The organism is Megasphaera sp. UBA4233 (genome assembly GCF_002395615.1).
In the GTDB taxonomy this organism is placed as follows: Bacteria; Bacillota; Negativicutes; order Veillonellales; family Megasphaeraceae; genus Megasphaera; species Megasphaera hexanoica.
In genome coordinates this window covers 1-19,952 of sequence record NZ_DGXL01000018.1, presented here as the reverse complement: position 1 = coordinate 19,952, position 19,952 = coordinate 1, and the positions used below count along the sequence as shown (strand labels likewise).

General features: G+C 52.9%; 6 protein-coding genes and 2 rRNA genes. 3 read left to right on the top strand and 5 right to left on the bottom strand.

What is annotated here, in order from left to right; all coding sequences use genetic code 11:
- Nucleotides 1-63: 63 nt before the first annotated feature.
- The 3 genes from B2U90_RS04700 to B2U90_RS04690 all read right to left on the bottom strand — a co-directional run bounded on the left by B2U90_RS04700 (nucleotide 64) and on the right by B2U90_RS04690 (nucleotide 15,924).
- Nucleotides 64-1,551, bottom strand: coding sequence for a WG repeat-containing protein (locus B2U90_RS04700; protein WP_292017229.1), 1,488 nt, complete (start codon nucleotides 1,549-1,551; stop codon nucleotides 64-66).
- Nucleotides 1,552-1,739: 188 nt separating this feature from the next.
- Nucleotides 1,740-5,750: an autotransporter outer membrane beta-barrel domain-containing protein gene (locus tag B2U90_RS04695; protein WP_292017228.1), complete on the bottom strand. Its 4,011-nt coding sequence runs from the start codon at nucleotides 5,748-5,750 to the stop codon at nucleotides 1,740-1,742.
- Nucleotides 5,751-6,168: 418 nt separating this feature from the next.
- A complete protein-coding gene (locus tag B2U90_RS04690; RefSeq protein WP_292017227.1) occupies nucleotides 6,169-15,924 on the bottom strand; it encodes an ESPR-type extended signal peptide-containing protein in 9,756 nt (3,251 codons plus the stop codon).
- Nucleotides 15,925-16,327: 403 nt separating this feature from the next.
- On the opposite strand from B2U90_RS04690, the gene B2U90_RS04685 reads away from it, so the two are divergent.
- From B2U90_RS04685 to pdxA, 3 genes are read left to right on the top strand one after another with little or no spacing between them, the layout of a single operon-like run.
- Complete coding sequence (locus tag B2U90_RS04685) at nucleotides 16,328-17,134, top strand: DeoR/GlpR family DNA-binding transcription regulator (protein WP_277345634.1); 807 nt, start codon at nucleotides 16,328-16,330, stop codon at nucleotides 17,132-17,134.
- 14 nt (nucleotides 17,135-17,148) lie between these two features.
- On the top strand, nucleotides 17,149-18,354 hold the full coding sequence (locus tag B2U90_RS04680) for a four-carbon acid sugar kinase family protein (protein ID WP_170088053.1): 1,206 nt from the start codon (nucleotides 17,149-17,151) through the stop codon (nucleotides 18,352-18,354).
- Nucleotides 18,355-18,377: 23 nt separating this feature from the next.
- Complete coding sequence (gene pdxA / locus B2U90_RS04675) at nucleotides 18,378-19,382, top strand: 4-hydroxythreonine-4-phosphate dehydrogenase PdxA (RefSeq protein WP_292017226.1); 1,005 nt, start codon at nucleotides 18,378-18,380, stop codon at nucleotides 19,380-19,382.
- Between the two features lie 117 nt (nucleotides 19,383-19,499).
- Here pdxA and rrf read toward each other — a convergent pair.
- Nucleotides 19,500-19,616, bottom strand: a 5S ribosomal RNA gene (gene rrf, locus B2U90_RS04670).
- A 200-nt stretch (nucleotides 19,617-19,816) separates the two neighbouring features.
- Nucleotides 19,817-19,952 (bottom strand): 23S ribosomal RNA (locus tag B2U90_RS04665); the annotation flags it as partial.

Here is a 19,952-nt window from a genome sequence, read left to right as displayed (position 1 = left end):
TTTCATCCTGACAATCAGCAGGGGCTGTCTTAAAAAGGCAGCCCCTGCTATTTATATATGACCTTATAAAATTTCTATTTCTTTATACTGCGGCCGGATCAGCCATTCTCCTTTACTGTTCAGGATGCCCCAGACATCACCTGACTTGACGGCACTGACACCATGGCGGAAGGACGAAACGACCTTTATTCCCCCTTCAGGAGCCGTATATACCGTCTTCCCTTCCGCATCAATAATTTCGTACTTCTTACCTATCTGACACCAGGCATAGGGCTCCGCCAGATACGGCACGATTTTCACCGTTTCCTGCCAGTAGTGAACTACCTGACCTGTTTCCTGGTTTACCAGGAAACACTGATTCCCCCGCTTCAGAAACATACGGTCAGCCCCTAAAAAATCAACCTTTTCGTATTGGAAAGGAAGGATTTGTCGTCCATCAGACAGGCTGAATACGCCTAGTCCACCTGATTCTTTATCTTTTAATGACACCATGCCATTCCAGTCATCCATCATTCCTGGCCCTACTTCGTACCGGCCCGGTTCAATAATATACTTTCCATCTCTGCCAATAAAAGCCAGCAGTCCCTTATCTTTGACAAATGTCCCCCAGGCTGTCATAGGATAAACTTCATCTAACCGGCTGTCGATAACTATCCGGCCGGTCCGGTCAATATATCCCCGTTTCACGCCGTCATAGGTCAGCGGTTCTATTTCGCCACCATAATAACCACGGTTTACGTCTGAGCCGACGAGCGCTCCTGCCAGGAGTCCCCAGTTAAAATGATTGATTTTACGCTGGTATTCTGCTAGTCCGTCATGATACGGGAATATCCTGTCATAGGGCACGGCAAATAGTTCCTTACCGGAGCGGTCAATGGCAATCTTACGGCCATTTTCATCCCGTACAAAGGCAATGCCTTCGCTAAAAGGTGTCAGAATTTCCTTATATACCGGCTCAGACACCACGATACCATTGGCGTCACGGATACCATACCGGCCTTTTTCCTGAAAAAATACGGGCCCACCGCTTTCATTTTCTGATACTGGCAAGGCCACGGCAGTCCCCGTCTTATCAATATAAGCTGTTTTATTCCCTTTTACCGATAAAAAAACGCCCTGCCCGGCATAAGATAACTTCTTATACGACGCTGGCAGTAAAACCGTACCATCCGTTCCTAACAGGCCCCATTTTCCATTTTCTTTATAGCGGGCCAGAACGCCCTGTTCATAATTGAGGCTGTATTCATTGCGTATGTTTTCCCGTAAAGACTGCACAGGAGCAGGCAGTTTATTTTTCGCTATATAGGGAAAAAGGACAGCCCCTGTGCCCGAAGCAGATGGCGTATGTATACTTACATCGGAATGGGTGATCGTGCGACTGCTTTTTTCATGGGTCTCTTCCACTGTTACCGTCGATGATGACGACTCCCGGTGCATCCAGGTATAGCTTTCTGCAGGGCGCTCCGCTGCTTGGGCGGGCGACAGCAGTCCGCTGCTGATACTGGCCATGATGGCAGCCGCTATGAGTGTTTTATTCAGTTGTATAGTCATAAACTCTCCTCTCTGTTCAAAACTAATAAAATATAGTGAAAATGCCTGTCATAATTACAACAACCAGTATATCAACAATTTTTCTTTTAATAAAGGCCGGACATAGTGTTAACCTATACCAAAACAGGCATACGGATATTGTCTACCCGTATGCCTGAAACACATTTAGTATCTATTAAGCCATCTTATCAGAAATTCCAGCGGATGCCGGCATCCCAAGACCAGTCTTTATGGAACTGGCCGCCACTGCTCCGTTCTACGTCCGCATAGAATTGGGTCGCCGTTCCGATCTGTGCCGATGCACCCAGACCGTATTCAAACCACGTGTCGCCGTAATCCCGGTTCAGGAACAAATCCCCTTCATCATCGCTGAGGTGTACCTGTCCAGAACCGCCGAATTCATGGTACCAGTTAGCCTTGAAGAAAACCTGGGCCCTGCTGCTTTCGTATCCGGCCCGGAGTCCGGCCCGGCCGACGGCGCTGCGGATATCCTGTTCATCGACGGTTACACCATTTCCCATAGACCATGATGCCTCGCTCAGCCAGCCAAGAGTGCCTTGTACCTGGGGTTCGACGAACCAGCCATGTCCCAGCTTTTTTTTGTATCCGTATTCTGCTCCAAAGGAAAGGCCCGTATTATCGCCGTGGCCGCTGATGCCATCATGGGCAATCAGTTTATTGGTCAGCCGGTGCAGACGCAAGGCCAGATCGAGATAGGTCCCGTCTTTGCGGATCCGCGTATCATACCATCCCAGAGCGTAGCTGTTCGTATCGCTGCGACTGCCAAAATAAGACCCCCTGCCTTCCGTATAGCCAAAGCCGATTCCCTGATAGTGATCCTGTGTATCGCTGTGGCCTGCCAGCTGGTCATAGCCTACTTCATAGGTCGTATACCGGTCTTCAAAGGGGAACTGTCCGTTGCGGCGGATGGATGTCCCTTTTACCCGGGCCCAGATGCCTTCCTGCCCAGGTTCTCCTTTACGCAGGTCACCCATGCGGCGGAAGAGTGTGTCCTGTTCTGTGCGCCAGATATGGTAATTAATCCCATCGGCTCCCATGATGCCCCGCACCGTATGGGTATACTTACCATGGTCATCAGTGGGCAGTTTCTTAAAGCCTTTAATGTACCAGTCGGTGTTATATCCGTCCGTCACATCGTCTCCCCGGCCCGTTTCATGCGTATCCAGGAGAGTACGGTGAAAGAACAGCCGGTCCTCTGTATCGGGTACATAAAAACTTCCCTGTTCATCGCCCACACTGGCCAGAACAGAGCCGATAGCGCCATCAGTCCAGATGCCGTTCACGGCATGGAGCTGCAGTTCTGTCTTCCCCGTGTGAGAGCCTTTGACATAGAGACGGTCATTCTGTGTCGTATTGCCTTCATGACCCATATAGACAGTGGCTCCATCCCCGGCGAAATTCCCTGTATACAGGCTCTGGTCAGTTGTATTCTGATTCAGATGGATAATCCCCTTATCGGCCTGAAGTCTGGTAACTTTGGAATCGCCATCCAGATTCCAGACGGCACCGTCGTTGAGATGAAGGGTAATCCCTGCATCAGAACTGATGCCATAATCGAGATTTTCATCCTCTATGGTTCCATCCAGCAGGGACCCATTTCCCTGAAGGTACGCTTCCAGAGAACTGCCAGCATCGGCTGTCAGAACTCCGTCGATACTCCCGGTACTGCCATCATGGCCGATAGTAACGGAGCCGCCTCCGGAAGACCGGGCCGCATAGGTGCTGCCGTTGGCGGAAAGATCGTAGCTGCTGGCATCGAGAGTAATGGGAGCCTTTTGGGAAACGGACCAGATTTCTCCATTCACCACGGCATTTTCCGTGGCATTGTCTCCTATGGTCACGGGCATGGCATTGGCCTGTACAGCCCGCATGCCGCTGGCCGGGTCGATGAGGAGGTTCTGGCCCTGGAGATTCACGGCATTGGTGCTATCCCCCAATGCCCAGATGCCGCCGTCAATCTGAAGCAGACTTGTCCCGTCATGGCCCAGGTTCACAGCACCACCAGTGGTCAGGATCAGGTTCTGATTTTTATTGGTTCCTTCATAGATATGGATGATATCGCCATCCACGGAATATCCTCCATCGAGGCCTACCAGCCGGCCGTCAATGCTGACATTGGAATCAGCTTCCCCGATGACCAGGGCATTATCCGCTGCACTCTGGATTACCAAAGCATCGTGAGTGTTGCTGTCCGGGTCCGTGGAAGTGCCGTCCTCATTGGTCTTCACCGTGGTACCCAGGGTCCCGCTGTCGGGAGCCGCCCCGTCTGTGATGGTGATGTTCTTCCCCATCACATCCATACAGGAAACGCCGTTTATCAGCAGCCGCCCTTTTATGGCAATGGAATCGGACGTGCTTCCTTCAGGAGTCGTCCGGCCAATTTCCACAGATTTACTGCTGGCATTGGCATAGAGAGCCGTATGACCGGCATTATCGAGGAGGACATTCTTACCGCCTACATACAGGACCGTATCCACGCCCGTGACAATTTCCCCGTTCACCGTGGTCTGGGCCGTATCTTCATCGCCTATCTGAATGGAGGAACTGCCCCGGTCAGTAAGGGAAAAGGCATTCTTATTATTTTCGAAATCTCCTTTCAGGCCATTTACCGTAACGGCCTTGCTGCCCTGTAGTACGAAGGCATTGGATCCGTTGGTGAGAATATGGCCGTTTACTGTAGTCGTTTCCGTAGTGTCATCATTGCCGGACCAGAACCGGGAATCCGTAAAATCCAGTGCCACGGCATTATACAAATCGCTGTAGGGATTATCACTGAAGGAAGGTGTCTTGGAAGCATTGAAGACCAGATTCTTTCCGTTGAACCAGGCCAGTTCATCCTGATCAGAGGTCCCTGTCACGGCCACGGAACCATTGACCTTTATATCGGTTCCATTGCCACCGGCATAAAGTTTCCCTGTGCCATTTTCTCCATTACCACCGTAAGCAAGACGGATGGCGCTGGTATCATAGGAATCTTCATTCAGGGCATTTCCTATGGTCAGTTTGCTGGCTGCTTTCAGATTGAGTTCCGCTGCCCCGTTGAACTGAATTCCAGAAGCCAGATTGATTTCATCGGCATCCATGTTCACGTCACAGTCCGTCACGTGAAGGGACCGGTGGAAGTAACTACCATCCGCATCCGGAGTCAGGGTAATGGTCTTCCCCGTAAGAGAGGCGGTTCCACTGTTGTCTACCTGAAGTTCCTGTGCTTTGATGTCGCCCTTATTTCCATTTGGATTTTCTGCAATAAGGGTCAGGCTGGCATCTTTCCCCGTGGCATGGAGCAGCCCATCCGAAGAGATATTTGCGGCCTTCACCTTGACGCTGCCATCGCTGGTCACGGAGAAATCCCCGGAAGCATCCACATTTCCGGCAGCAGTCACATCGATTCTGGCATGGCCCCCCACAGCGGCCAGAGCAGCATTGCGGTCCCAGGGACTGGAAGTCTGGCCATATTCCCCCAGTTTCACATTTCCTCCGGCATTCACCGTGACGGAGGCAAAGGGAGCAGAGCTGGGAAGGTAGGATCCGGTCATGACCAGTCCGTTTTTGGCAGTCACATTGCCCCGGGCGTTGAAGGTCACCTGGGCATTGGATTCAGAAGCCTTAGTATTTCCAATGGACAGATTGTTCCCGGAAACAGTGATGGTATTCAATTGTGTTTCTCCCGTGGAAGCAGCCTGGGTCCCACCTACTCCGAATTCATCGATGGTGATGTCCCCGGCATTGGCGTTACCGATATTCACTGTACTGGAGCCGGATACGCCGAGAGACTGGATATGAAGGTCCCCGGTCATATATTGTGTTCCCAGGTTAATGGTACTGCCGTTAGCAGCATTGATTCCCTGGCTGCCGGTAATAGAGATAGTCCTGCCATCCATATTCACCGTCCCCCCTGCACTCTGTCCCCATGGCTGCATGGCATTGACGGTTGCCGCCGAAAGACTGTCCGTAACGGCATTTCCGGCTGTAATGAGACCGCCCGTGTTGAACCCATCCGTAAAAGAAATGTTTTTCCCGAGGACCGTAGCATCCCCGCCATTGCCTCCCCCGTAGTCTTCAATGATCACCTGATTCGTGGCATCCGTTCCGACCGTCACCTTATCCTGATTCCAGCCCTGAAGATGCTTTACCGTAATGTGATTCCCTTCTGTGGCATCTCCGCTCCATTTATTCACATAATCATAAGTTCTGCCCGTATCCTGTGCGGAAGGATCTGCCGCCAGGGATACGCTCCCTGACAGGCTCAGACACACGAGCAGAGCTAATATGGCCTGTTTTTGACAGGTGCAGTTTCTTTTTCTGTCCTTTTAATAACGATTTGTTTTCATATTATATCTCCTTTCAGCCCGTTCTTGCCGGGCAAGGACAGTCTTATTATTATTAAATTTTTATGCACATATTATTGATTATTAATAATAAATATTTATTGTCATATTACTATTATATCACGCCTGTCGGGTCATGCAATAAATCAGTCTGTTCCAGTAATATTATATACTTTACGCCTTATTATCGTTTTATGGCAAAATACTCTGAATGCAAAACAGGTCTGCTGCACCCGTAGGTACAACAGACCTGCTCAGACTGGCTATTCTATTGTTTTGCCGCTAATTGCTGAACCATGGCTTTTAATTCAGCGATTTCTTTATCTTGTTTTTCTACCTGGGCACGAAGGGTATCATTTTCCTGTAGTTTTTCATTCTGCTGTTCGACGACGGCCTTCAATTTCTGAATTTCTTTTGCCATCGCTACCCGCGATGTCGTCATGGTCGTACCTTTACCGATTCTCCAGGCTACACCGGCATTGAGCATGTTTTCCCCGCCGCCGAAACTGCCTCCGATGCTGACCATCGTATCTGCATTGGGACGGTAGAAGGCACCCAGTGCCGCTGCATTGGCATTTTTATAATGACCAAATCCGGCTGCAAAATCCCATTTTTCATCAGGATCGAATTCTAACGGATGCAGGGCCGCCAATGCCGATGCCCCGGCACCGACACGATTCATGCGGTTGCCCAGAGTATTGATGGCATTGGTAACGCCATTGACTACGCCGCCGAGCTGGCTCACATTCACCGCATCGGTGGGTTTCGTCCCCGCCGCCACATCATGGATCTGCTGGCCGCCCAGGGAGACGTTGCTGTTGCTGATTTCCACTGCATGGGTATTCTCCCCGTTGGCCGCGATCTTGATGCCGCTTCCGGTTACGGTGGTCCCAGCGGATCCGGCACTGTTATTGACGGTAAGGCCCTCGTTGTTCAGGGTGCTGTTTCCTGCGGTGACGCTGGTAAGACCGGAAAGCTCCTTGGACAATTTAATGTTCAGGCCGTCGCCATCAGCGTTCTTCACCACTCCGATGTTCCCATCGGTCAGTTTCGCGGTATCCGTCTGGCCTCCGGTAAGCTTCAGGGCTGTCCCCATGCCCACAGTAACTGTATTGTCATCCCCATCGTCACCCTGGAAGACGCGGCCGCCAGATACGGCTGCATTGGCCGCATCACTGGCAATACTCTTCACATCACCAATATTGGCGGCGTTGGTATTGTCGCTGGCATCGTGATTGATGATGCCGCTCTTCACATTGGTGATGTTCTTGCTCCCTGCATCGATACCGGAGCTGTCTATGGTTACGCCTCCGGCCTTGATGGAACCGTCATTTCCTAAATCCACATCCTTGTTCAGGCCGACATTGATGGACTTGCCATCAGAGGAAACAGACGTAGTAATATTACGGTCCCCATGGATACCTACCGTGCCGCCCAGGTCTGCCCTGGCGGCCTTCCCTGCATCATCGGTGAGTCCGAAGCCGCCGCCTTTGGAGGCAGCGGTGACACCGGCCACCGCTGCCTGGAGCTGGTCTTCCGTAGCCGCCCGGCCGGATACTGCCGTTCCGTTCCAGGTGGTATTGGACAATCCGGTAATGGTATTGGCCCCGGCCGTGCTGCCGCTGATCTTCAGCCCGCCGTTCAGAGTGATGGAGTCAAGCCCGGTCAGATCTTTGGCCAGTTTGATGTCGAAACCGTCACCGGCTGCATTGGCCACCACGCCCAGATTGACCCCGTCAGATAGTTTGTCTTTATCTGTTACCCCTCCCGACAGTTTCAAAGTGCTGTTCAGGAGGCGGGTCACGGTGCCGCTGTCCCCGGTAAGGAGCAGACCATCATCCATGGTGGCCGCCTGATGGGTCTTGCCGCTCTGGTCCGTATAGGTGAGCCGGGTCATGATGGGTGTCCCGGCAGCGCCGCCGGAGCTGGGGCTGTCATTTTTCTCTGCATTCAGGCTGGCTGCCCCGTACTGGGCCACCACATCGGCAGAAGCCCCCAGACCGGCCGCATTCCCCTGGCCTTCTCCCGGATTCACCGTGTTCAGGTACAGATGGCCTTCCCCGCTTTCCCCGTAGATACTGGCCGCCGAATCAGTGGTTTTAGCAGTCTGGTTGAAGGTGGTGATGGACATGGCTCCGTTCAGGTCTTTCCCATCGCTTTCGCTGGGACCGATGATCCGGACACTGGAAGCGGCCGGGTTGCCGTCGGACCGGATATGGGTCAGGGTGATGCCATTGTCCCCGCTGATGTTCACTTCTGAACTGCCGGAACCCTTGAACTGCATGGTCCCGTCCACACCTTCCGTGGTCACATTGCCGCTGGCATCGGTGACCTGATGGACCCCCACTTCCAGATGATCTTGGAGTTCCACAGAAACATAACTGTTGTTGGCACTGTCATATTTCACCTTGGTGAGGATGTTGGCCTTGCTCCGGTCCCAACCATCCCCGTCACCGCCGCTGGTCACTACCGGGGCATCCCCGAAGATCCGGATGGTGCCGGTCCCCAATTTGGCCGTCACCGTATCCGCACCTGTATTTCCAGAACCTCCGGCGGTGATGCTGTAGGTGCTGTTGGCCAGATTGTCTTTCAGCTGGGTGCTCAGCACATTCAGCTGGTCTTCCGTAGCCGCCCGGCCGGAGACATAATCGGTCCCGTCCCAGGAGGTATTGGTGAGGCCAGTGACGTAATTGCCGGTTTCATTTTTCTGGCTGATTTTCGTGGTGGCCGTCTGATATCCCACTTTCGTGCTGTCTGCCGTAAGGCTTCCCTGGCTTCCCAGGTTGATGTCCCTGGCCAGCGCTAAGGTCAGGCTGCCGCTGGTACCATCGGCATTTTCTGCAGCCACCACGCCGATATTCCCGGTAACCAGCTTGTTGTTAGTGTCTTTGGCCAGTTTATCTTGGGCAGCACCGCCGGTGACAGCCAGCGTACTCCCCAGGGTAACCGCCGCTGTACTGCCGTTGTCATCGCTGAACTTCAGGCCATCACTCATGGTGGCTACCGTATGGATGGCATCATCCGTTCCATCTTTGTAAACAAGCCGTTTATCGCCCTTGGAAGTGGTATTAGTCAGATAGGGTTTTCCATCCATATACTGGCTTTCCACGATCAGGTTGGAATAGGTGTTGTCGCTGTTGGGTCCGTACAGGAGCAGCTGGCCCTGGATATCATTGCCGCTTTCGCCATAGCCCACCTGCATGGACCGGGCTTCCAGATCCTTGTCCAGTTCCACATAGAGGGCATTGTTCTTGTTGATGACCTTCACATTGCGGCCGGAATAATTGGCATCCTCATCGGTGCCCGTACCCAGGATGGATACGGTGCCGCCCAAATCAGCATGGAGAGCTGTCGTATTGCCGGAGCTGTCCGAAGGATTGCTGTTCCCCACAAAGTTCAGGCCTTTGGCATCGGAACTGTCCGTCGCCCCCTGGGCTGCTGCCTTTAAGTCTCCAATGGTGGCCGCATGGTTCAAGGTGTCTCCCGTGGCATCAGACAATGCTGTAGCGCCCAGTCCGCTCGCCACATTCACGATCTGGCTGCCCCCGTTGTCCAGGCCGGTGGTGGTCAGAGACACCCTTCCACCCTCGGTGGAACCGGCCTTGGCAATGGTGATCCCCGTGCCGGTTACGGACGTGGTATTTCCTTCCGTATCCGTATAGGTGGCAGATGTGAGCTTCAGGTTTTTGCTGAGAGCCAGCTTGATGGCTGTATCAGTCGTATCAGCCGTGGTGGTCAGGTTATCATCGTCGGCTGCCGTAATCTTGATGGTGCTTCCCAGGTCCTGTTTCACATCTTTGCTGCCGGTGCTGTCCGCCACATCCGCCGTAAGGCCAAAGCCCCCGGTGGTTTTGCTCTTCAGGCTGGTGCTGACGCTGGCCAGCTGGTCTTCCGTAGCAGCCCGTCCGGAGACAGGCGTCCCGCTCCAGGTGGTGTTGTCCAGTCCGGTGAGATAATCCCCGGTGGCAGAGCCGCTGGTCTGGTTCCCCAGCACCATGTCATTCCCCAGGGAAATAGATGTGAGTCCGGTGAGCTTCTTGGCCAGCTGGAGCTGGAGAGTGCTGCCGGAAGCCGTCACTCCGATATTGCTGCCAGAAGAAAGGTCAGAAGAAGCTGTGGCCCCGCCTGTGACTGTCAGGGTCTTGTCCAAAGCCACAGATCCGGTACCGCTGTCACCCGCCAGCTGGAGCCCATCATTGAGGGTCGCCAGGGTATAGAGGGTCTGGGAAGCGTCGCTTTCTGTCTGGCCGGCGCTGGCGGCCCAGTACTGGATTCGGGGAGAACCGGCCGCGGTGCTGTCTAGAAATTTGGGTCCCCCATAGTTCTGGACCATGGCGGCGAAATTCCCGCTGGCGTCCCCCATGCGCAGGGAACCATCCGCCCCGTTCATTTTCAGATAAGCCCCGCCCTGGCCGGTGGCCATGACGCTGCCATCCACTCCGGCGGCATCATCAGTGGTCTTGGAACCGGCGGTGAGACTGGTGGCAGTCAGGTTATCATCCAGGAGCACCCGGATATCCCCTTTATCACTGATGGTGGTGGTGATGTTGTTGGTATTGTAGGTATGGTCCTTCTGTTTCTCGCCCCCGTAAATGCCGATGGTATCCCCCAGCTGGGCCGTATGGGTCAGGGATGTGGCACCGTCCGCCAGAGCGCTGGCAGTAAAGGTCAGGCCCTGTTCCAATGCCGTCTTGCTGGCCAGGCCGGAAATGGTGATTTCCTTCCCTGTGGGATCGGTGGAGCTCGCTACCGTCAGGGTCACATCCCCGTTGGCGTCCACGGAATAAGCTCCATTGGAACCGGAAGCGGAATTTTCCACCAGATGGTAATCCATGTTGGACAGGCTGGATAGATCCACATCCACGCTGGTGCCATTGTTTTTGTTCAGGGTCAGGGTAGCGGCAGTAGATGTAGTTCCATCATCTGCCGTAGTTGCAGTCGTGGAAACACTGCCCCCGGTCACATAGTAATCGTGGAGGCCGGAAACATTGACAGAATTGCCGTTTTTCTCATTCAGGGTCACTTTCAGCTGTCCCGGGTTGTTGGTATCATCCGCGGCCGCCCCGTCCGTCACAAAGTTGTCGCTGGCCAGGGTACCGGTCTGTACTTCGGTAATGGCTTTCTGGAGCTGATCTTCCGTGGCCGCCCGGCCGCTGACGATGGAATTGGCGTCCCAGTTGGTATTCTGGAGCCCTGTAATGTAGAATCCCGTGCCGTTGTTGGCTCCGCCGCCGGCCTGGCTGCCCAGGTAAATGCCTCCGGTGTAGGTACCGTCGGTGCCACTGGTGCCGCCTACCCGGACCGTGGTAAAGTCCACATTGGGAGTGGTAGCAATCCGGATATCCCCGTTTTGCGTAAGAGCGATGTTATCTCCTGCCACAAAGTTCAGGGTATTATCGGTGGGTGTAACAGTCTTCACATCCGTAGTACCGTTGATTTGGGCTTTCCAGCCGGCATTCACGGTGGAGGAAACGGCGGCCAGCTCATCTTCCGTGGCCGCCCGGCCGCTCACATAGGTGGGGTCCGCGGTGGTCCAGGAAGTATTGGTGAGACCGGTCAGATAGGTGCCGGCTGCCACCTTTCCATTTTTATTGTCCGTCAAGGTCCAGGTGCTGTCCGTACCGGAATAATTCCCCAGATGGAGGCTGCCGATGGTCCCGTAGCCATTGATTCCATCCATGAACAGCAGGGTTCCCAGGGACAGGGTCCCGGCGGTGCCGTTCAGTACCGCATACCCATTGTCCCCCAGAGTCAGGGTATCATTCAGGGCCACTTCATAATCCACGGTGCCATCCGTCTTGGTGGTCTTGGTGACCTTCGTATTGTTTTTGGTGCTGTCCTTGCTTACGGTGACCATCTGGCTGGCGATGGTCTTCACATCGCCGATGTTGGCCGCATTATCTGCCGTTCCATAGACGGCTTTCCCGGCCGTATCCACACCGCTGGCACCGCTGGCTACACTGGTGATCTGCTTGCTGCCGCCACTGATGCCGCTGGTGGTGATACTGGGACCGCCGGTGAGGGAAAGTCCGCTGCCGTTCAATGTAGAAGATCCGGTGGTCAAAGTGCCGTTGGATCCATCCAGGGTCAGGGCCTTGCTCCCGGTTCCCACGGTCACTTTGTCCGCCGTCAGCTGGGTATCCATGGCAATGGTGATATTTCCGCTGTCATCGATGGAAGTGGTCAGATTGTCCGTGGTATAGGTGTGGCCGGATTGGGCATCATGGGCCTTGATGGACACCGTATCCCCCAGCGCCTTGTTCACCACTTTGTAGCCTGTGGTGCTGGAAGCATCGGTGGTGTTAGTGGTAAAGTTCAACCCTTGGGCAATGGTCGCCGTATTGGTGGCAATATTTGTCTGGTTGGTGCTCACCGCATCGGACACACTCTGGAGCTGGTCTTCCGTGGCCGCCCGGCCGCTGACGGCCTGGGTGGTGCCTACGGTCCAGGTCTTGTTGTCCAGGCCGGTTACGTAATTGCCTGTCTTCGTAGCATCACTGCCGTCACTTTGACTGCCCATGACCACCGTACCCGCTGTAATCGAGCTGAGTCCGGTCAGATTCTTGGCCAGCTGGATCTGAAGCTTTCCGTCACTGGCCGTGACGCCGATATTCTTTCCGGAAGACAGGTTGGAAGCGTTGGTCTCTCCACCGGAAACAGTCAGCGTATTATCCAGCTTCACTGTGCCTGAACCTGTGTCGCCAGCCAGCTTCAGCCCATCATCCAAGGTCGCTACCGCATGTCTGATGGTACCGCCCCCATCGATATACTGGAGCCGGTTGATATTGGTACCACTTACATCATTGGTGCCATACCCCACTCCCAGGGAAGTCGCCACATACTTCGTACTATCGGAATTGGGCCCTACGATTTTCACAGAACCGGCATAACCCTGCACGGAATCGGTGGTGGCCTGACCGGCCGTCACACTGTCCACCCGGATGTTCTTGTCCAGGCCGATATTCAGTTTGGTGGTAACCGTCTTCCCGTCATCGGCCGTTTCGCTGACCCCGGTGACCAGGATATTTTCTCCGGAATATTCCGTAGATGCCTTGGTACCACTGCCTTGGATCTGGAGGGTTCCGCCCTGGTTGGTGTGGACAGTGGTATCCGTATTGTTCCCCTGGAAATTCAAGCCTTCGCTTTCTACAGCTTTCAGCTGGGCCACGTTGACAGCGTCGGTATCATTGGTACCGGCGGCCAGATTGATAAGCTGACGGGAAACGGTGATGGCATTGCCGTTTTCATCCTTGGTATTGCCGCCCAGGGACATAGCCCCTGCCGTGGAGACCCAGGTAGTGGACGTATCACTGTCGCCCGCCAGATAGCCTTTGGCTCCTTTCGCCACATCCGCGATGGAGTGGGCGCCTACAGCCACGCCGCCTTCCACATTGGCAACGGAAGACACACCAAGAGCCGTACCTTCATCGGCCGTTGCCTGGGCATGGTACCCATAGGCAGAACTGCCCGTATTGGCAGCCGAAGCCTGGAAACCTACAGCTACAGCAGCTCCATTGGCAGTGGATGACGTATCTGTATTGGCCGTACCTGCATTAGAACCTACGCCCAAAGCGACGGAAAAATTGCCGCTGGCATTATTCTCCGTGCCTACAGCCACAGATTCTGTACCCGCAGCCGTAGAGCCATAGCCCACTGCCATGGCTCCCAAGCCGCTGGCGGTGGAATTGATGCCCATGGAAGTAGCATAATTGCCGCTGGACTTGGTATTCACGCCGAAAGCCAGGGAATAGGTGCCGGTGGCGCCATCATTATAATAGTTGGGAAGTATGTTTTCCGCAATGGTGGTGCCATTGGTATCGGTACCGGTTTTGATACTCAGGAAATGGCGCCCCGCCTGTTCCAGTTCATCTTCCGTAGCCGCCCGGCCGCTTACATAGTTCCCCGGGGTCCAGTTAGTGTTGGAAAGACCGGTGAGAAAAGTGCCGCTGGTTTGACCGGTCACGGTGGATACGGTCATAGTTCCTTTTTCATCGTAAACAGGCTGTTTGTAGTTGTATTCGAAAGCCTGCTGACCGATGGTGATGGCCCCTACTTTGGCCGTGCCAGCCGTGCCGTCCAGCTGGATGGCATTTTTGCTGGAAGTATCCCCGGTATTCCCGATGGAAACTGTGCCCTTGGTCCCGTCCAAAGTCACCTGGTTGGCGGCATTGCTGCCCAAGGTCACCGTATCATTCAGCTCCACCGTGGTGGTCCGCACATTGGTACTGGTATCCGTAGAAGAGGTCACAGTGATATTCTTGTCCCCAGTGGCAATGTTCTTGGCTTGGGACACCCGGATGATGTCGTTGATGTTGGCTCCATTGGTGCCAACATCGCCTCCGGAAGCCACGTTGGTGATCTGGTTGCCCCCCATGGAGACCTGGCTGCCCGTAAGGATCACTTTATTGCTGGCCCCGGAGCTGTCCGTATGGGTGATGGTCAGGCCGCTGGTGTCGATTTTCGTATTCCCCACGGTCAGGGAACCGGCGCTGGTGAGATCCACGTTCTGGGCCAGCTGGACCTTCAGGGTGCCGTCAGAAGCGTTGACCCCGATGTTGCCATCTGTGAGTTTGGTGCTGTCCGCTCCCCCCAGGATATCTAGTTCTTCGCTGAGATTCTTGGTAAGGGTGGTGGAAGCATGGTTATCCCCGCCGAATTTTAGATCCGTGGCATAGGTGGTGCCGTTGATGGTGAGGCTCTTCATTTCCGTGGCGGCGGAAGGAGCGGCGGTGGTATTGGCCGTCACTTTGGACCCGGTGGTGAAGATTTGGGACACAGTGGATCCATTGGTGGTGTTGGACAAGGTGACCGTGGTATCCTGACCGTTGGTGCCGCCCCCGCCGGTAACGGTGATGGCCCCGTCCACCGCCTGGGCCGTGCCGTTTCCGTTCCGCATGGCCGTAATGATCAGACTGGGATTGGCCGTAGTGCCCCCTTTGGCCAGATCCATCGATTTGATGTCATTGTGATACAGCGCTACATCATTGTCTTTGAGGGTATCCAGATCCTTGTTGTAGTCCGCTACCGTATAGGTGGCCAGGGTGGCATTGGGATCCGTCACAGGAGCCGCCCAATAGCTGTAGTAGCTCCCGTCCTTCATGGCCGTCATGAGGATTTCGTTGTTGGCACCGTACACGGTTCCCGTATAGACTTCAGACTTGTCATAATTGGTGAACACGCCCAGCTTGCCTCCAATCACATACAGATGGTTAGTATCCACTGCATGGCCATTGTAGGTGTACTTATTCAAGGCCCCGTCCCACACCAGCTTGGTATTAGCATCAGTAGTAGTCACAAAGCCCAGAGGAGAACTGGTGGAGCTGGTGGATCCGTTATACATGTCCGCATAGCCGTCCTTATAATAGGTACGGCTGGAAGTATTTGCCTTGGTATGCCCTTCCCAGGTGGGATCATAGATGATGTAATCCCAGTTTCCGGGCACCTGGGTACCCCCGCCCTGACTCAGTCCTTCAAAGGCACTGGCTGTGACCTGATTCAGTGTTTCTCCCACATTGGTGGAGACACCTGTAGAGGAAACAGCCGAAGTGATATTAGACAGTATATCCGCCGGCTGTTCTCCGCTGCCTGTATAGGCCACATCGAATCGGCTGTCCGTCCGGGACAGGGTAGTGTATTTCTCTGCTTCTCCTTCTGTCAGGGTATACCCATCCCGGACCCAGTACTTGGTCTTGCCGTCGGAAAGGGTCACCTTGTGATAAGCAGCGCCATTGAATGTGTTAGTGTTAGTGTCGTTGCCCTTAACGCTGCCAGAATCCACGGTGACTTTAAAAGCTACATACTGATTCTGGGTCGTCTCGGCTACAGCCGGTTCTGCTGCCTCCGCTAGTTGGAATGTCCCCATTCCAAAAGACAGCACACCTGCACAGATAACAGCTGTCGTCAGGCGGGCAGCCACTGTCAGATGCCTTGATTTTTCTTTTCCCGACCGGATGGCCAGTTCAGAAACAACCACATAGCAATGACGGGCTCTGTTCCATATTACCTTATATATACGATTCATCATAAATCTCCTTATCACACTGCAATGATTCTTATTTATTTGTGAAAATAGCATATATATGCACCGCTTATCTATAGAGTGCATGTACTTACATTTTATACTATTGTAACCAAAAATCAATATTGTTTTTTTCAACAATGACAAAAAAAGCTGTGTGTTTGTTTAGAATATCACGATACTTGGAATAGATATATGAGTTTTATCATACGAATACGAATAAAAAGGTTTTACTATTCTCATATTTCTTTTGACTTTAAATTGTATTGATTTCTCTCGTTCATTTTATTTTTATTCATTTATATAACATAATAACTTATTCAATATGTGTTCACAAATTTTCCATTGACGATATTTTCTGCTTTTGTTATAATATACAAACATAAAAGAACATTAATTACCATATTTATTGTTTGTTTTTGTTAATACAACAAGGAGGTGTGTAAAAATAGTACCGGTTCAACGCCGTCAGTGCATCATGGATGAATTGTATGCCCAGCAGGTCGTAACCGTGCAGGCACTGGCAGAAAAATTACAAGTCGCTCCCATGACCATACGCCGGGATTTACATCTATTAGAACAACAAGGGCTGATAAAAAAGAGTCATGGCGGAGCTGTCCTGGCGGAGTCTTCTGTACAGGAAGCGGCCTACCACAACCGCCAGCAAGTCCATCGGAAAGAAAAACAGCAGATAGCCGCTGCCGCGCTGGCAAAAGTAGACGATGCCATGTGCCTCTATCTGGATGCAGGAACAACCAATTACGAACTGGCTGTCCTCATAAGCGGGAAAAGGTGGAGTTCTCTTACCGTCGTTACGAATGATCTGGCTATCGCCCAGACACTGACACCGGCCCAGGGCATTACTGTCATACTGTTAGGAGGGAAAATAGATGCATCTTCCTGTGCCGTCTGCGGGCCTCTGGCTGCCCAGATGGCCGGGCAGTTTCATTTTGATATTTGTTTCCTGGGAACGCAGGCCATCACACCCGACTGGCATATCATGACAGCTAACGCCGAAAAAATTTCCATAAAAAAAATTTGTATGAATGTTTCGGACAAAGTCATCCTGCTGGCAGACCATTCAAAGTTCAGGAAGCATAAAATATATACCATTGCCAGTATTTTCGATATGGCTGCCATCATTAGTGATTATCTTCCCACCCGCCAGGAACAGGATATATTACAAAAACACGGTGTTACTTTTTATCATGTCTGAAGGAGGAAATACACATGCACGAATTTGTCATTCTGGCTGATGATTTTACCGGAGCCAACGACACAGGAGTACAGGTTGCCAAACGAGGACTCCCCGTTTCCGTCATACTCCGTGCCGAAGACATCCGACCGGGATCTGAAAGCATTGTCATTGATAGTGAAAGCCGCGTTATCAGTGGAACCGATGCCTATAAACGGGTTTATGCCATGGCCTCAGCAGTAGAACAGACTGGCAGCTGCCGCTTTTTGTATAAAAAAGTGGATTCTACACTGCGCGGTAATATCACAGCAGAAATTAAAGCCGTCATTGCCGCCTGCCAACCGGATATTATCGTCTTTGCTCCATCGCTGCCAGCACAGGGACGGACCGTACAGGACGGACGCCTCCACGTACACGGCGTTCCTCTGATGGAAACGGAAATTGCCTGTGATCCCCGCAATCCGCTGAAAACAGATACGTTATCCGAACTACTCAGTCCCTGTCTGGATACGCCTATACATAGAGAAATACCAAAATCCGATTGGGAACCGGGCGGTTATATCTTTGATGCCAGAACGGATGACGACCTGTATGCCATTGCCCGTCAGGGACTGGCCCAGAAACAGAAGATTCTCTGGATTGGTTCGGCCGGCCTTGCCAATGCCCTTCTCCAGATCTGCTATGCCCCCTGTCCGGCCCTGGCTATCGTCGGCAGTGTCAGCACCCGCACGATGGAACAGCTGGCCTTTTGTCAGAAACAGGGCGCTGTCATCCACAAGCTTCCCATGGAGCAGCTCTATGAAGGGGCTTCCCTTGCACCGTATATTCACGCAGCCATTGCTTCCCTTGACGAAGGAACGGATGTCCTGGTTACGGCAGCGGCAACACGGGAAGACTATGAAACCTTTCTGGACTATGGAAAGGAACGCAGTATTTCTTCAGACGAACTGGCCGCATTTACCAAACGCATTCTCAGCCAGACCGCCATGGCTATCACTGCCCACAGTTCCCTTTGTGGGCTCTTTCTCACAGGCGGTGACACGGCCATCGCCGTCGTTGAACAACTCCAGGCCTGCGGATTCCAGATTGAACGGGAAATCCTTCCCGGATTTGTACAAGGGCGCCTTCTCGAAGGGGTCTGCCCACAGTTGCCTGTAGTGACCAAAGCCGGAGCCTTTGGAGATGCACCGGATATATGGAAAGCACTTCAGTGTTTGAAAAAAATTCCCCGCAACGCATAGGCGGAGAAACAGGAGGAAATCATATGAATCAATTTGTCGGTATTACTATGGGGGATCCCGCCGGAATCGGCCCGGAAGTATCGTTGAAAGCCATTGACGCCAGGCCGGAATATCAGGAATCCGTCCTGATTTACGGAAGTTACGGCGTGCTTCAGTATTATCATCAGTTACTTCACCTCAAAACACCACTATCTGTCATTTCATCGCCATCCGAATTCCAGCCCGGCCATATCAATATTATTTCCGTCGTCGATCTGGAAATAGGAAAAGATATTGAAATCGGAAAAGTATCGCCCGTTGCTGGTGATGCTGCCTATCAGTACATTGCCCGCGCCATTCACGATGCAATGGAAGGTCAGATACAGGTCGTAACGACGGCACCACTTAATAAGGAAGCTCTGCATAAAGGAGGGCACAATTTTGACGGGCATACGGAAATTTTCGCTACCCTTACGGGGACAAAACACTATACGATGATGCTCTGGAGTCAGAATATGTCTGTCGTACACGTTTCTACTCACTGTTCTCTTCGTGAAGCCTGCGACCGTGCCAAAAAGGTACGTGTTCTGGAATGTATCCACCTCGCCCATAATGCCATGAAACGTCTGGGCCTAGACAATCCTCATATCGCTGTCGCCGGCCTCAATCCGCACAGTGGGGAACATGGGCTGTTTGGCCGGGAAGAAATAGAAGAAATCATCCCGGCTATCGGGGAAGCCCGGGCAGAAGGACTGTACGTTGACGGACCGGTACCGCCTGATACGGTCTTCCTGAAAGCGTATAAAGGAATATACGATATCGTCGTGGCCATGTACCATGACCAGGGTCACATCCCCATGAAAATGATGGCTTTCGATACGGGAGTCAACGTCACACTGGGACTGCCTATTATCCGTACTTCCGTAGACCACGGTACGGCCTTTGACATAGCCGGCAAGGGAATTGCCAAAGAAGACAGCATGTTCAGTGCCGTTGACCTGGGAATCCGCTTCGCTAAAGGAAGATTGCCGTCAGCGTCTATCCACTAGCAGGCAGCCATCTAATGAACAGGACACCAGTCGTATTGGGCTGGTGTCCTGTTTTCTTCACGTCCCACTAATCACTAACCAAAAAAAAGCACCAGCAAAGCTGGTGCTTTTTCCCACAATCAGCGGCTTCCTATCCTCCCAGGGGGCCTCCCCCCAAGTACTTTCGGCGTTTGCGGGCTTAACTGCTGTGTTCGGCATGGGAACAGGTGGATCCCCGCAGCTATCGCCACTGAATTCTCTTGTCAGGGCCGTGCCCTGACAACTGTATAGAAAACTTCCTTAACGCTCCTGCTTGCTTTATTTATTGCTCTCCTCCGAATCTTCGTTCTCTCTGTCCGACTGTTTCCAGCCTTCCTGTTCTCCTGAGATTCGGAGTAAGCGATTCACTCAGTTTTGCGCGTCGTCTCCGACTCCTTCAAAACTGCCTCTCTGCTTAAGTCAAGTCCTCGGTCTCTTAGTACCGGTCCGCTCCGTACAGCGCTGTACTTCCACTCCCGGCCTAGCAACCACAGCGGCTTTGTGGGACCTTACTTGTGAAAACAATGAGAAACCTCATCTCTAGGCTGGTTT

Coding starts and splice junctions, on each gene's coding strand:
- pdxA (WP_292017226.1), top strand. CDS start 18,378: ATGAATCAATTTGTCGGTATTACTATGGGGGATCCCGCCGGAATCGGC.
- B2U90_RS04680 (WP_170088053.1), top strand. CDS start 17,149: ATGCACGAATTTGTCATTCTGGCTGATGATTTTACCGGAGCCAACGAC.
- B2U90_RS04700 (WP_292017229.1), bottom strand. CDS start 1,551: ATGACTATACAACTGAATAAAACACTCATAGCGGCTGCCATCATGGCC.
- B2U90_RS04690 (WP_292017227.1), bottom strand. CDS start 15,924: ATGATGAATCGTATATATAAGGTAATATGGAACAGAGCCCGTCATTGC.